The 13,475-nt window shown below is 55.8% G+C and carries 10 protein-coding genes; 8 read left to right on the top strand and 2 right to left on the bottom strand.

Annotated features, from left to right (window positions below):
• The first annotated feature begins 173 nt into the window (after nt 1-173).
• The 5 genes from FG381_RS11360 to FG381_RS11380 all read left to right on the top strand — a co-directional run bounded on the left by FG381_RS11360 (nt 174) and on the right by FG381_RS11380 (nt 6,397).
• Complete coding sequence (locus FG381_RS11360; protein ID WP_139688896.1) at nt 174-506, top strand: hypothetical protein; 333 nt, start codon at nt 174-176, stop codon at nt 504-506.
• A 26-nt stretch (nt 507-532) separates the two neighbouring features.
• Entirely contained in the window at nt 533-3,430 is a 2,898-nt protein-coding gene (locus FG381_RS11365; protein ID WP_139688897.1) for an autotransporter outer membrane beta-barrel domain-containing protein, read from the top strand.
• Between the two features lie 466 nt (nt 3,431-3,896).
• Nucleotides 3,897-5,390 (top strand): ISNCY family transposase, encoded by a 1,494-nt coding sequence (locus FG381_RS11370; RefSeq protein WP_139687003.1) that lies wholly within the window; start codon nt 3,897-3,899, stop codon nt 5,388-5,390.
• 419 nt (nt 5,391-5,809) lie between these two features.
• A complete protein-coding gene (locus tag FG381_RS11375) occupies nt 5,810-5,953 on the top strand; it encodes an autotransporter outer membrane beta-barrel domain-containing protein (protein ID WP_139688898.1) in 144 nt (47 codons plus the stop codon).
• 132 nt (nt 5,954-6,085) lie between these two features.
• On the top strand, nt 6,086-6,397 hold the full coding sequence (locus tag FG381_RS11380) for an addiction module antidote protein (RefSeq protein WP_139688899.1): 312 nt from the start codon (nt 6,086-6,088) through the stop codon (nt 6,395-6,397).
• 7 nt (nt 6,398-6,404) lie between these two features.
• On the opposite strand, the gene FG381_RS11385 is transcribed toward FG381_RS11380, so the two are convergent.
• Together FG381_RS11385 and FG381_RS11390 are read right to left on the bottom strand one after the other, a co-directional pair.
• Nucleotides 6,405-6,863: a hypothetical protein gene (locus FG381_RS11385; RefSeq protein WP_139688900.1), complete on the bottom strand. Its 459-nt coding sequence runs from the start codon at nt 6,861-6,863 to the stop codon at nt 6,405-6,407.
• 106 nt (nt 6,864-6,969) lie between these two features.
• Nucleotides 6,970-7,926 carry a LysR family transcriptional regulator gene (locus FG381_RS11390; RefSeq protein ID WP_139688901.1) on the bottom strand — a complete coding sequence of 319 codons (957 nt, stop codon included), beginning with the start codon at nt 7,924-7,926 and terminating at the stop codon, nt 6,970-6,972.
• 121 nt (nt 7,927-8,047) lie between these two features.
• On the opposite strand from FG381_RS11390, the gene FG381_RS11395 reads away from it, so the two are divergent.
• Genes FG381_RS11395 through FG381_RS11405 form a run of 3 tightly spaced genes read left to right on the top strand, consistent with a single transcriptional unit; the run spans nt 8,048 to nt 13,406 of the window.
• Nucleotides 8,048-9,622 carry a TerB N-terminal domain-containing protein gene (locus tag FG381_RS11395; RefSeq protein WP_139688902.1) on the top strand — a complete coding sequence of 525 codons (1,575 nt, stop codon included), beginning with the start codon at nt 8,048-8,050 and terminating at the stop codon, nt 9,620-9,622.
• Between the two features lie 51 nt (nt 9,623-9,673).
• Nucleotides 9,674-10,999 (top strand): ATP-binding protein, encoded by a 1,326-nt coding sequence (locus FG381_RS11400; RefSeq protein ID WP_139688903.1) that lies wholly within the window; start codon nt 9,674-9,676, stop codon nt 10,997-10,999.
• 16 nt (nt 11,000-11,015) lie between these two features.
• Nucleotides 11,016-13,406 (top strand): DEAD/DEAH box helicase, encoded by a 2,391-nt coding sequence (locus FG381_RS11405; protein WP_139688904.1) that lies wholly within the window; start codon nt 11,016-11,018, stop codon nt 13,404-13,406.
• The last annotated feature ends 69 nt before the right edge of the window (nt 13,407-13,475 follow it).

Below are 13,475 nucleotides of genomic sequence, written 5' to 3' on the forward strand. Positions count from 1 at the left end.
GCAGTGGTCTATCTGTATTGAATTTAATGAATAAAAGTTTTAATAACAATTTTTTAATACTTAATTGCTGAATGATATCTATATAGATGGATTCATGAGAATGTGTGAGATTTATCTTCACTAATTAAATGCAATTAAATTGACGATGATTGAAATTATTGGGGAATAATATTATGAAGAATGATGCGAATAAATGTTTATCGTCAAAATATATCTTTGTGAGAAAAACTGCTTTGGCGACTATTTTGTTGTCATTAATGTCTTTTCCTATTTCTGTGTGGTCTGCAGAAATTACAAAATCTGAGTTTGATTTATCTAAATTTACATTTCCGGACAGTGATCACGCGAATTTGGTTGACAAAGGGCTGATCGGAGAAGATACAAACAATGAGGGATTACTTAATAGAGATGTATTTAATGCGGTCTATTTTGACAAAGTTGGGGGGGGGGGGCAAAAATTTATCAAGCCAATGGATCTGCTACACAAAACTACGGTAGCGAAATAAATGCGCATTTGATATTTAATGGGGCATTGGATCTGGAATACAGTATCGAAGAGCCAGAAAGTAATTATTCTACTGCATTTAATTTTTTTGAGACGGAAGCTCTTGGCAGAAAGTATAAGGGGCTTCATGAATTTGAGTTTAATGACAAAATTAGTGTCGCCATCAAGCATGCAGATATTAATGTCTCATATATGAGTGCTGATGGGGTGGATAATCCGGGACTTCTTGTAACAAATAAAAAACGCGTCGTCACTTTTAATGAGAAAGCCAACCTTCGCGTCGGCTATCAGGTAGATTTTCAAAATAATCCAAATTCAAAGCTTTTTATTCTTGCCGGCATCTACACGACGTTTGGCGCTGCAAGGGTAATGTGGGTTCCAGAAATCTTTGATCTTCCTGATCAACCTCAGCTCGAGGTGTTGCCGACGCTGAGCCTTGATCAGGCAAAGAAAATGCAGGAGAACTCCAAGGCTTCAAGGATGGGGGTGACAACCTTTGAGAAAGGCCTCAACCTGACGATGGTAAACAGTCAGTCCTCGACAGTCGCTTCAGCGCCGAAGAATCGCGCTGCCTACGGCATTTTTGTCAACGAGGGCGGTACCGTCAACATTCGCGGCGGGCAAAGCAATATTGTGCTCATCGGTTCCGAGGGATCCACGGCGATTTCAGCTGTAAACGTCAGCGCTCGCGCGGGAATTCTGGATGTGATGAAGCAGGGCAAGTTCAACCTGACGGCGAGCGAGGGGATGTCGCGTCTCTGGAGCTTCAGCTCCGACATTATCGACAATGCTCCCCTGAGTCCTATGCCGGATCAGACGGCTGAGGATGCCGACAAGCATCGCCTGATGATGCGCGATGCTGTTCAAGCTTTTCATGGCGCGCATGTGGTGATAGAGGATGTGGCTGAGAAGGGCTCCCTCGATATCCGCGGCGATATTTTGGCCGGCATCAAGAATGAGTCAGCGTCTCTTTGGAGCTCAGATACAAATGAGGTGATTAACTCTCATGTTGGCAACTTCAGAGGTGACGTCAACAACGCTTCTGCAGCAATTACACTCTCCAACGCCAGTTCGACGCTTTTCGGCAATATCTATGAAAGACACCGTCTTTCAAGTAAGGAAGTAGGCACCTTCATAACTGAAAATCCAGATGAGCAGACCTTTTTAGGCTGGGTGGACTGGATGAAAAAAGAGCAAGCTCGGGAAGGCACCCTTGGCGGCGCAGTCAGGCTTTCGCTCAGCAACAGCGCAGCCTGGTACCCGATCCTTAGCGGAACACAAGTAGAAGACAGCGGCTGGAAGGGCTGGGACTATACCGCCGTGACGTCCTGGGACGATATGAATGAATACAACAAGGATGTCAATAGGTCTGATCAGTACAACCTGAAGTGGACGGATAAAGACGGCGCGGAGCACGTCGCCAACCATGCGTCTGATAATTCCGGGATTGTCAATGATTCGGATCTTGTTCAAAAAGACAAAGGGACGGGTATTGCCTACGTTGATCGCACTGGCGTGAAGCTTGACGATGCAGAAGTCGACAACGGCATTTACCACTTGACCCTCAATGACGGCGTGGTGGATTCACGCTTCATGCGCATCGACTTCAATAAGAAAATCTACGTGAAGGAGTTTGCCGACATTGATGACGCTTTAATCAGCACTCCGGATGAGGGAAAAGAAGGCGGCATCCGGAAGCTTCGAATTCAGGAACTCAGCGGCAAGGGCGGCATCTTCCGCATTTATGCGACGGACAAGGCTAACCACGATGTTGTCGTCATCGACAATTCGCCTGAAAAGACGGTAAACAGCTTTGAAATTTGGAACAGCATCGAGGATCCGACGCTCGGAATTGACGACCGGGATCCGACGACCTTCGTGCATGTTGCGCGTGCCGGCAAGAACGTGGGATTCACGGATTCGATTCTTAAAAAAACGGAAGGTTCGGTCTGGGCGACGCAGTACACGGTTCGTGCGGATGAAGGAAACGCCTGGACGAGAGCTCAGAACGCAGAGCTCGACGTTTCTCAGGGGACGACGCCTGACGGCGTGATCTGGGAGCATGACGCAGAACAGAACTGGTTCATTACGGACTGGAAGCGCACCGGCAATCCGACGTATGAAGACACCGCCGTCAACGCCTTCTCCATTCCGTATCTCTATGCCACTCAGATGGAGCGTCTCCAGAAGCGTATGGGTGAAGCCCGGTATTCGCTAGGCGAAGAGGACGGCGCCTGGGTGCGTCTGCATCATGGGCGCGCCGATCGCTCTCGTTTTGAGGACAAGAATACGATGGTGCAGATCGGCTGGGATCGCCGTTCGCATCATGACGGTGCGGCTGCAATTCATGGCGTTGCGTTCGACTACCTCCATTCGGATGCGAACTACGCCGAACCGCTTAACGGGCAGGCCGAAATGGATCGTTATCGCCTGAGTCTCTACACCACCTGGTTCGGCAGCAGCGGTTGGTACGTTGACGGGGTCGGGCGTCTGGCATGGCACGACACCGACATGAAGGGCGTGAACCGCGACGGCGATGCGTTCGACACCGGGTTCAGCATGTGGGCGGCTGCGGCCAGCATTGAAGCCGGCTGGAAGCTTTCGAGCGCCGACAAGTGGTATGCGGAGCCTCAGGCTCAGCTTCAGTACACCCGCATTGGAAGGTCGGACTACAAGACTTCGAACGATGTGAAGATCGAGAACAGCAGCGTCGACAGCCTGATTGGCCGGGCCGGCCTGCGTCTCGGGCGAGACCTTGAGCGCATGGGCGGAGAAAAGATGAATCTCTACGTGCGTGCCGACATCCTTCACGAATTCAAGGGAGAACAAACCTTCTGCATGCAGGGGCATCACGACTTGACGCCTCTGCGCTATGAGTTTACAGGCGACGCCACCTGGTACGACGTAGGTCTCGGCTTCTGTTAACGGTCAGCGTAAACGAGACTGTTTAGCCAACGACTTTGAGACGTGATACGCCAAGGATTTGAGACCATATACCGTATCTGACCGGGACGATATACCAACATCCTGTTGGCCTGGATACCTCCGCTACCACGAGACCCATTACCACTGAGACCCGATACCTCCGTAAAGAGAGATGGATTACCACAGGGATTGAGACTGCAAACCGCTCTGAATGAGACGGCATACCACTCTTGGTCAGCTTTACCTCTGCACTGAGACTACTTGCCCCAGCGGCAGAACTGCATACAAATGAATGGGACCCGATGCCATGACGAAATGAGATGAGATACCACAGCAATAAGACAGGATACCTCTGCATGAGACTACTGAATATGCTGAATATCGACAATGGTATTTCCTCTTAACATAATGTATTCCTTGGATATTAAGTCGAAATCCCTTCGGCTTAATTACCAAGGAGACTGCTATGTCGAAACAAGCAAGAAAGTCTCGGGGCCCTTCTGTTGTTGAGTCCGAAATCCCTCGGCTGACACCTCAGGAAATTTTTGAAGGCTACGAAAGGCATCTCTATAGCGTTGAGGATGCCAAGACATTGATGCAGATGCCTCGCAGCACGTTTATGCGGCATCTCAAGAACTGGCGAGAGACAGGTCGGCTGCCCTCACATACCGGTCAAGGGAATCGTGTTCCGGCCAATAAGCTCGATCCGCAGATCAGAGCGAGGATCATCGAGTTTGCAACAGGCAAATATGAGGGCTTCCAGGCAACCCTCCTGCATAAGTATTTGCTCATTGAGGGTATTGAGGTCTCCGTTGAAACGGTACGACGAATCCTGACAACACTTCGTCCGGAAGAAACTCCAAAGGAGCGCAGGTCGACCGCGCATAAGCTGCGCCGCCGCAGATCGAGCGTTGGGGAACTGATTCAAATTGACGGCAGTCCGCATCCATGGTTCGAGGGAACCGGAGACGATAACAGCTACGCGCTTCTCATCTTTGTCGATGACGCAACAAGCCGCATCATGGTCGCCGGCTTCTATCCAACAGAAACATCTGAAGGATATCTTCAGTTGCTGAATAAGTACATTGAAAAATATGGGATTCCATGGGCTCTGTACAGCGACAGACATTCCATCTTTGCCCCAGTAAATCCCTCGAAGAGCGGAAAATCCGAGGAAACACAATTTCAAAGAGTCTGTCGGGAGTTGGGGGTAACGGGGATACGGGCTAATTCGCCAGAAGCCAAAGGGCGGGTCGAGCGAACATTCAGCACGCTGCAGGGACGATGGCCAAAAGAGTTCCGTGTGCTGGGCATCAGAAATATGGCGGAAGCAAATTCACGAATGCCGGAATTGCTGGCGAGCTATAACCAAGAATTCGCAATTGCTCCCGCTGACTCTAAGGATAGCCACGCGCCGCTGCTGGAGGAAACGAAAGAACGCATTGAGCAGATCTTTGCCAGATGGCATACACGTATGATCAGCAGGAACCTGACGGTGTCCTACGGCAGCAAGACACTGCAGATTGTCGGGGTGGGCCGCTCCATGAGGGGAGCAATGATGAAGACTGAGTGCAATCTGCTGGAGTATGCCGATGGGCGGGTGGAAATCCTCTGGTGCGACGAGGTTGAACATCGCAAGCGGATCACCAAAGAGGGGCCGAGAATCCGAAAACGCTACCACGTGCTCGAATTCACGGAACACGACAGAACGAAATTGAAAATGTCAGTCGCAACACCGGAAGAAACGGCCAAGACACTGAATCACCGCGTTGATGAAGTGGGGCGTCAAAAGAAAGGAGACTCAGAAACGACGCAAAAGAGCCCCTGGCACGAAATGCAAAGGAGATCGGCTCTGAAAGCGATGGCGAAACGGGAGGAACTGAACCGAAAGATCGAAGAAGCGAAAGCAATCAATGCTCGTATTGCAGCAGCCAAGGAAAAGTTGAAGCCCAAGAGATAACTCAACGGTTGAAGCACCGTTGAGATGGTGGGTCGTTAAGGCGAATGCACCGCGCGCTGCGCTTGGATGCATCCGCCTTAACTAAATGATATCTCAGGGATTTCTGTCAAGCGACTTTCGCGGCATAAAGCTTCGCGCGTCTGAAGGCCGCGCTCGTTTATTCCACGTTCGCTTGACAGAGCTTGCCTCAGTGCCCGTAGGCTAAATGCCGGTACCGCCGCCAGGTGCCGAAGTGGAGCGCTCGGCCAGCACAATGCCCGCAAACCAATCCGCGAGCTCGCGCGTTACCAGAAAAGCCGCTGTGTAGCTTTTCGCCTCCTTGAAAAGATCAGCGCTGTTGTGAAACTCTTGCCGATTGCTAGTGTCACCCAGAGGGGCAGAAAAAGTCTCATTATCGCTGTGGGTTAGCAGTCTCATTTTTGCTGCCCGTTAACAACGTAGGTCTCGGCTTCACCTACCGGGCTGGCGACAACTACTCATTCTTCGTCGATGCCGAGCGTCCGTTCGGCGACGACATCGGAAACAGCTGGGAACTGAATGCAGGTTTCCGTTGGCTCTTCTGAACCATAGAAGCCCTTTGAGGGGAGGGACTGTCTCTCCTCAGCTCGCCCGCTGACTTCTTCCCGACGCTTTCGAGTGTCGGGAAGCCAGGCCCGCGAGGAGGGGAAGCAGTCGGCTGAAAAAGAGGAGAAGGCATGCATTTTCCAGACAAAAAGAAACCTACAACCTTAAAGGCGAAGCCGCAAAAGGATGAAGAGGACCGGGTCCGCCTGAAAATGATTCAGGCGCTGAATCATGCGCTTAGCGAAGCCAATGTTGATGAGGCTGTTCGTCAGTCGGGGGAATTAGCCCGGTATCAAGGGATGGCAGAGATTTCCGCCGCGACCGGACTTAACCGCGCTCAGCTCTATCGTTCGCTGAGCGACCGGGGCAATCCGACCTTTTCGACCTTGATGCGGGTTTATCACGCCATGGGTCTTCAGATCACCATCATGCCTAAGCGCTGAGCACTCGCTACGGCCAGTAATAAAACCCGGGCACGAAGCGCGGACCCCAGAACCAGCTGTTGTCCATGTAGAGACGCATGCGGTCTCTTTCCGCCTCTGCCGCCCGGGCGCGCTCCTGAGCGCGTCCAAGGGCAAACTTGAGATCTTCATCAAGCCCCGGAACATCAGCCGGGCGCTTGAGTTCAATTTGGGCGCCGTAGCGGAAATCCATGACGGTGTAGGGATTTTCTGTTTGCGCGCGCGCTCCGGAAGGCCAAGTGGCGATGAATCCGGGAATGCGTCCGCCTGATGCTTCAAGCGCATCCTTGTCGAAGGGAATGCTGATGGGGGCTCTGCCATAAGTGGTTGAGCCTTCTGCACTTGAAATCATGGCGCCTTCCGGATCACTCGATACCTGCACATAGGTGGTGCAGCCCGAAAGCAGCGTGAGCGCGAGAACGGTGCTCGTGAGTAAACGTGAGCGCATGAAGAATGCTCCGAAGGAAAATGAAGCGGCCTGAGGAACGGCTGCCTGAGAGAAAGCATACATCCCGGGCGAAAGCACGCCGCTCAAAAATATGCAAGCAGAGGCTTCAGATTTCGGGCTCTTCCACAACGCCCAGACGCCTTGCTTCTGCTCTGGCGCTGCCGACAATAACGCCCCGCACCCATTGCAGGAAGGGGTCGGAATGCGTGCCTTTGTGCCAGACGACGGAGGGCGTAAAGGCGCTCATCTGCTGAGGCGCCGGGAGCATGCGCAGTTCATAGCGATCGTCGCGCAGGAAGTTGAGGAGCGTGAGGACGGGAGCAATGTAGGTGAAGTCCGTCTCCATGAGCGCATAGGGAACCGCGAGAAAGTAGGGCATCGAGATGCCGACTTCCTGCGGAGGGTCGACCGCCGGCCCGAAGTCCGGTGCGCCGGCATGATTCATTTCCACCTTGCGGTAGGGATGAAGATCTTCAGCGCTTATGAACCCTTTCTTGTTGTAGAGATCAATGAGGGGATGGCCTTTCCTCACGAGAATGCCGCGGCGGGAATGGTAGAGCTCGACCACATGGAAGTCCTTCGGCACGGTTTTAAGCGGGTAGATTGCAATATCGGCCCGGCCCGTGCGCAGAAGCTCAAACATCTGCGAGTCGATGGCCCTGATCTCAATCGTGGCGTTGGGAGCGTCCTTCGCGAAGCGTCCGATGGCTTCCCGAAGAATGGTCATGACGGCGTTGTCGACGCCGAGAATTCTCACGGTGCGGCGGGTGTTGGCAAGGTCGAAGGCGTCGCTGCTGAATAACGATTGAGAGAGCGAGAGAAGATTCAGAACCTTCGGGAGCATCGCCCGCATGCGTGCCGTCGGGAGCATCTGCAGTCCCGAACGCACGAAAAGCTCGTCCTGAAAAGCTTCCCGCAGCGCCGAGAGGCGCCTTGAGGCTACGCCCATGCTGAGCCCGCGGCTGCTTGCCGCCTGCGTAAGGCTCTGCGTTTCAAAGAGCGTTACGAGAAACCTTAATTCGTCAAGACTAAGGTCCGGCTGGGCTTTATCAAGCATTTCCATTTTCTGCTTCTCCCGCGAAGTCGTTATGGAAGAATCCTAGCGGAAGGCGCCGGGATAAGCGCGGAGCGCAAGCCTCTATTCGCGGGTATTCTTTGCGTCTCAAAAAGAGAGAAATGAGAGAATGGAAGATCGCATTTTTACGGATGAAATCATTCCAAGGCATGAGGAGAGGCTTGAGGCCAAGCGCGCTGAGGAAGGGAGCCTTCCCGAACGCGTTCGGAAAATGCTCGAGCTCGGCGCCAGGGCGGAGGCAAACGGTCAGGGCGAGGAGCGCATCTTCAGGCTTCAGGCGGAATTCATGGCGGACTGGGAGCTCCCGGATCTCTACCGGTCGTGGTTTTCGGCCTATTACCCCACTTATGCCCGCATGTCCGGGCCGCAGCTTCTTTCCTATTTTTCCTGGCGCACCCGCTGGAAGGCGGGCGAACGGAAGATGGGATCCCCCGTTTCCTTTGCATTTGTTTACGTCTATGAGCTTCTGAACGGCGCGGGCGCTTCGGGGCCTCAGGACGCCTGGGAAAAACTCTCCGCCTTCTGGGAGGAGTACCGCAAACTCGACTTCACGCTCGATCGCTATGTACCGCAGTGGCTTGACGACCTCGTGGTCTACGAGGGGCTCGATCAGGATCTCATGCGCCGCGAATATGTGCCGAAATCCGACCGTGAGACAGCCGAAGTTGTTGAGAAGCTCGAGAGAGGAGTGAGGTTTGATGCCGACCCGGAATTCGCTGAAGAAACCTTTCAGCTCCTCAACGCGCGTTCGTCCTATAAGCTCGAAAAATCCTCCTTCTGGACGGGACACGAAAAGGCAATGAAGCGGCTCGTCCTTGAAGGCTTTCTGAAGCTCAGGGCCCGCCGGGCATTGGGCACCGACCGTTGGTTCGGCACGCGCTACAGAAGGGACGCGGAACTTTTTGCTTCTGCAGTCTTTGATTTTTCCCGCCGCCCGGAAGACCGCATCTATACGATTTCGTCCTTCAAGCGCTGGGTTTGCGAAAGGGGCAGCTGGCGGCTCGAGGAGCTCTTCCCCGAACGCGCGACATTGCCCGAGATCAGCGCCTTTCTGAAGGTGGTGGATGCGGAGCTTCGCAATGCCTCCGGATATAAAAGAAAACTCACGGTTTCCGATCCGACGGGAGACTTCACCCGTGCCGTCCGTGAGGTGCTGAGCGACTGGGACGAGGCAAGGCGAAAGGCCGCCAACCCCGTGCGGCAGCTCGATTTCGGGCGCCTGGCGGGCATTCGTGCGGATGCGCTCGAAACACAGGAAAAACTGATTGTTGAGGAGCCTTTCGAAGAGGCGCTTCCATGTGCGGAAGGCGCCGCTCAGGCGGCATTGAAAGAGGAAGCTCTAAAAACCAGTGAGAACGCATTCACTGCGACAACGGCTGCCGCATTGGCGGAAGATACTGATCGAGGCGCACCTGAAGCCGCAGAAGTCGGGGACGCTTTGGAGAAAAAACCGGCAAATTCGGAAATGCTTGCGAGCGAGGACCGAAAGCTGCTTCAGCGCCTTCTTGACGGCATCCGTCCGACGGAACTCCCCGGCGGGCTCTCTCCTGAAATGACCGCGGACCGCCTCAACGAAAAGCTCTACGATGCGTTCGGCGACGCAATCCTCGAGGTTGTCGGCGGGAAGCTTGTCCTCATAGAAGACTATGCTGAGGATCTGCGGGAACTGCTTCAGGATTCCTGACGACGGCAGAAAGGTGTTGTTTGGTATCAGTTTTAATTAAACAAAGAAAATATGGCTCAAGAGCAGAAAATTCCAAAGCGCATTGCACGCACGGTATTGAATGCCCTCAAGGGCGGCGTTGTGCCGCGCATCGGACTCCCCTACATTGCCGTAGGCCGCAAGAAGGAAATCGATGCGCTTTTGTCCGACATCGAGATCGTGAGCGAGGGCGGCGCATCGGTGCGCTTCATCACAGGCCGCTACGGGAGCGGCAAGAGCTTTCTGCTCCAGACGATACGTGCCTATGCGATGGACCGCGGGTTCGTCGTGGCTGACGCGGACCTCTCGCCCGAACGCCGCCTTCAGGGGACGAAGGGCCAGGGGCTCGCGACCTATAAGGAGCTCATGCAGAATCTCGCGACTAAGACAATGCCGGAGGGCGGAGCGCTTACGCTCATCCTCGAGCGATGGATGAGCGCAATTCGCGCGGGGCTCGCTGAAGAGAACATTCTTCCGGGGAATCCTCTCTATCTCGCGCAGGGCGAGAGCCGCATCCTCGCGCAGATCGCAAAGCTCGGCGAAGTCGTGCACGGGTATGAATTCTCGGCACTTCTCGTTCGCTACTTCCGCGCGATGACGGAGGGCGAGGACGAGGTGCGCGCCAATATCGTGAAGTGGCTTCGCGGCGAATACGCTGCGCGCGCAGATGCGAAGCGCGACCTCGGCGTCAGCCTCATCGTCACGGACGACAACTGGTACGACTTCGTGAAGATCTTTGCGCTCTTTCTGCGGGGCGCGGGATATTCGGGACTTCTCGTTCTCATCGATGAACTCGTCAACCTCTACAAGATCCCCAACAGCATTTCCCGCCAGTACAACTACGAAAAAGTCCTCACGATCTACAACGACGCGCTTCAGGGACGCGCGCGCTACCTCGGCATTCTGATGGGAGGCACGCCCCAGGCGGTGGAGGATCAGCGCCGCGGGCTCTTCAGCTACGAGGCGCTTCGCTCGCGCCTCGCCTCCGGGCGCTTCAGCGAGGAAGGCCGCCAGGATCTGATGTCGCCCGTCATCCGGCTCGAGCCCCTCACGACCGAGGAGCTTCTCGTCCTCATTGAAAAGCTCGCGCACATGCATGCCGGTCTTTACGGCTATGAAGCGAAGCTCGGCGAAAAGGATTTCGCGCGGTTCCTCGAGATCGAATACGACCGCGAGGGGGCGTCGAGCCACCTGACGCCGCGCGAAATCATCCGCGACTTCATCGAGGCGCTCAACCTCTTCATGCAGCATCCGGACCTCACGGTGGAGACGCTCTTCAAGCGCGACGACTTCATAGCCGCGGGGAAGGCGGATGCGGGCGAAGAGGGGAACAAGCTCTTCGCGGAATTCGACATCTGAAGGAGAGGGAAGCGTCATGCCGTCCATCTTCAGCCGCTATGCGCCCTTCGTGCAGGACTTCATTTACAGGAACGGCTGGGAGCGCCTGAGGGGGATCCAGGTCGCGGCCGGGGATGCGGTCTTCAATACCGACGCGCACGTGCTCCTCACGGCATCGACCGCTTCCGGGAAGACCGAGGCCGCCTTTTTCCCGATCCTCACGCTCCTCTCGGAAAATCCCTCCGCTTCCGTGGGAGCGCTCTACATTGCCCCCTTGAAGGCCCTCATCAACGACCAGTTCGAGCGCCTGACGGACCTCTGCGCCGAAGGCGGCATTCCCGTCTGGTCCTGGCACGGGGATGTTGCGCAGTCGAGGAAAAAGAAGCTTCTCGAACACCCCTCGGGGGTGCTTCAGATCACGCCCGAATCGCTCGAAGCAATGCTTCTGAGAAAGCACGCGATGATTCCGACGCTGTTCGGGGACCTCCGCTTCATCGTGATCGATGAGATTCACTCCCTCATGCGAAGCGACCGGGGGCTTCAGACCATGTGCCTCATCGAGCGCCTCGCGCGGCTCGCGGGAACGGAGCCCCGCCGCATCGGGCTCTCGGCCACGATCGGGAACACGGCGCTCGCGGCGGAATTCCTGCGGAGCGGCTCGAAGCGGCCGTCGATCGTGCCGAAGGTGGATTCGCCTCCGGTGCGCTGGCGCCTTTCCATGGAGCATTTCTGGGTGAGCGGGGAGGGAAAGCGCGCCCCGGACGCACAAGTCACGGAAGTATCCTCCGACGCCCGCGCCGTGACGCATCCCGGCGCGGCGGAAAAGGAAGAGCTCTCGCGCGCCTCCGACCTCGCGCCCCGCGGAGCAGATCCCGGCATCGGATACATCTTCGAGCATACGCGCGGGCGAAAGTGCCTCGTCTTCTCGAATTCCAGAGAAGAGTGCGAGCTCGTCACATCGACCCTTCACAAGTACTGCGAGCTGCGGCACGAGCCCGACCGCTTCGCCATTCACCATGGGAACCTCTCGACCGCGATCCGCTCGGACGCCGAAGCGCTCATGAAGGATGAGGAGAAGCGCGTCACCACCTGCACGACGGCGACGCTCGAGCTCGGAATCGACGTGGGGCGCCTTGAGCGCGCCTTTCAGATTGATGCGCCCTTTACGGTTTCGGGGTTCCTTCAGCGCCTCGGACGCACGGGCCGCCGCGGAGAGCCGCCCGAAATGTGGTTCGTGATCCGCGAGGACGAACCCGAACCACGGGCGATGCTCCCGGAAACCATACCCTGGAAGCTGCTGCAGGCGATTGCCGTTGTGGAGTGCTACCGCGAGGACCGCTGGGTGGAGCCGCCGAAGCTCGACCGCCTTCCTTACAGTCTCCTCTACCATCAGACGATGATGACGCTTGCGTCGGAAGGCGAAATGAAGCCCGCAGAACTTGCCGGGCGCGTCTTGACGCTTTCGGCCTTCCGAAGGATTTCTCCCGATGACTACAAGGTGCTTCTGAGGGGGCTGCTCGCGAGCGACCAGATCGAGCGCACCGAGTCGGGCGGCCTCATTGTGGGGCTTCAGGGCGAACGGCAGCTTTCAAGCTTCCGCTTTTACGCGGTCTTTCAGGAAAATGAAGAGTTTTCCGTTCGATGCGAATCCGAGGAGCTCGGCACCATCGTGCGTCCGCCCCCGGCAGGCGAAAAAATCGCCATCGCCGGGCACGTCTGGCGCGTCGAGGATGTGGATCTGAAGCGCCACGTCGTCTGGTGCTCGCGGGTCGAAGGGACGGTGCCTGCCTTCTTCGGGCTCTGCCCGGGCGACATCAACACGTACATCCTTGAAAAGATGTGCGCGGTGCTGCGCTCCGACGCTGAATATCCCTATCTCATGAAGGGCGCGCGGGAGCGCCTTCATGAGGGAAGGCTCGCCGCCTTTCGCGCGCGGGCGATGGATACGCCGCTCATCCCGCTGGGCGAAGGCCTCTGGTGCCTGATGCCCTGGCTCGGAACCTATCCCTTCCTCGCGCTCGAGCGCTTGATCCGCCTTCATGCGGCCCGAAGGATCGGACTCAAGAGCTTTGACGTTTCTCGCCCCTACTTCATGCTCATCAGGATGAAGTCGGGCGCGGCGGAATTCTTCCGCGCGATCTACGAGGCGGCCGAAAACCTGCACGATCCGCTCGAGCTTCTCTATCCCGGAGAAATTCCGGTCTTTGAGAAGTACGACGAATTTGTACCGGCGGAACTCGTGAGAAAGGGATTTGCCATGGGAGTTCTCGGCGTCTCTGAAATGAAGGCGAGAGTGCGCGGATGGGCGGGGATCTACGCCGGGAACACGCAGGCGATCGCGAATCCCGCAGCCTCCATCGCTGAAGACCTTCCTGAGGACGGCATTTTGGGAGCATCATTAAAGGATGCGGCGGGAATCAGACCCTGATTCCCGCGAAGCGGACGAGCGGACAATCGGGAACGGACAATCGATTTTTCAGACCTCTGAAAGCGAGAA

It is taken from the genome of Sutterella faecalis (assembly GCF_006337085.1).
GTDB lineage: Bacteria > Pseudomonadota > Gammaproteobacteria > Burkholderiales > Burkholderiaceae_F > Sutterella > Sutterella faecalis.

Excerpts from the sequence above, each read along its gene's own strand:
- FG381_RS11360 (WP_139688896.1), top strand. The coding sequence starts at position 174 with ATGAAGAATGATGCGAATAAATGTTTATCGTCAAAATATATCTTTGTG.
- FG381_RS11370 (WP_139687003.1), top strand. The coding sequence starts at position 3,897 with ATGTCGAAACAAGCAAGAAAGTCTCGGGGCCCTTCTGTTGTTGAGTCC.
- FG381_RS11380 (WP_139688899.1), top strand. The coding sequence starts at position 6,086 with ATGCATTTTCCAGACAAAAAGAAACCTACAACCTTAAAGGCGAAGCCG.
- FG381_RS11385 (WP_139688900.1), bottom strand. The coding sequence starts at position 6,863 with ATGCGCTCACGTTTACTCACGAGCACCGTTCTCGCGCTCACGCTGCTT.
- FG381_RS11390 (WP_139688901.1), bottom strand. The coding sequence starts at position 7,926 with ATGGAAATGCTTGATAAAGCCCAGCCGGACCTTAGTCTTGACGAATTA.
- FG381_RS11395 (WP_139688902.1), top strand. The coding sequence starts at position 8,048 with ATGGAAGATCGCATTTTTACGGATGAAATCATTCCAAGGCATGAGGAG.
- FG381_RS11400 (WP_139688903.1), top strand. The coding sequence starts at position 9,674 with ATGGCTCAAGAGCAGAAAATTCCAAAGCGCATTGCACGCACGGTATTG.
- FG381_RS11405 (WP_139688904.1), top strand. The coding sequence starts at position 11,016 with ATGCCGTCCATCTTCAGCCGCTATGCGCCCTTCGTGCAGGACTTCATT.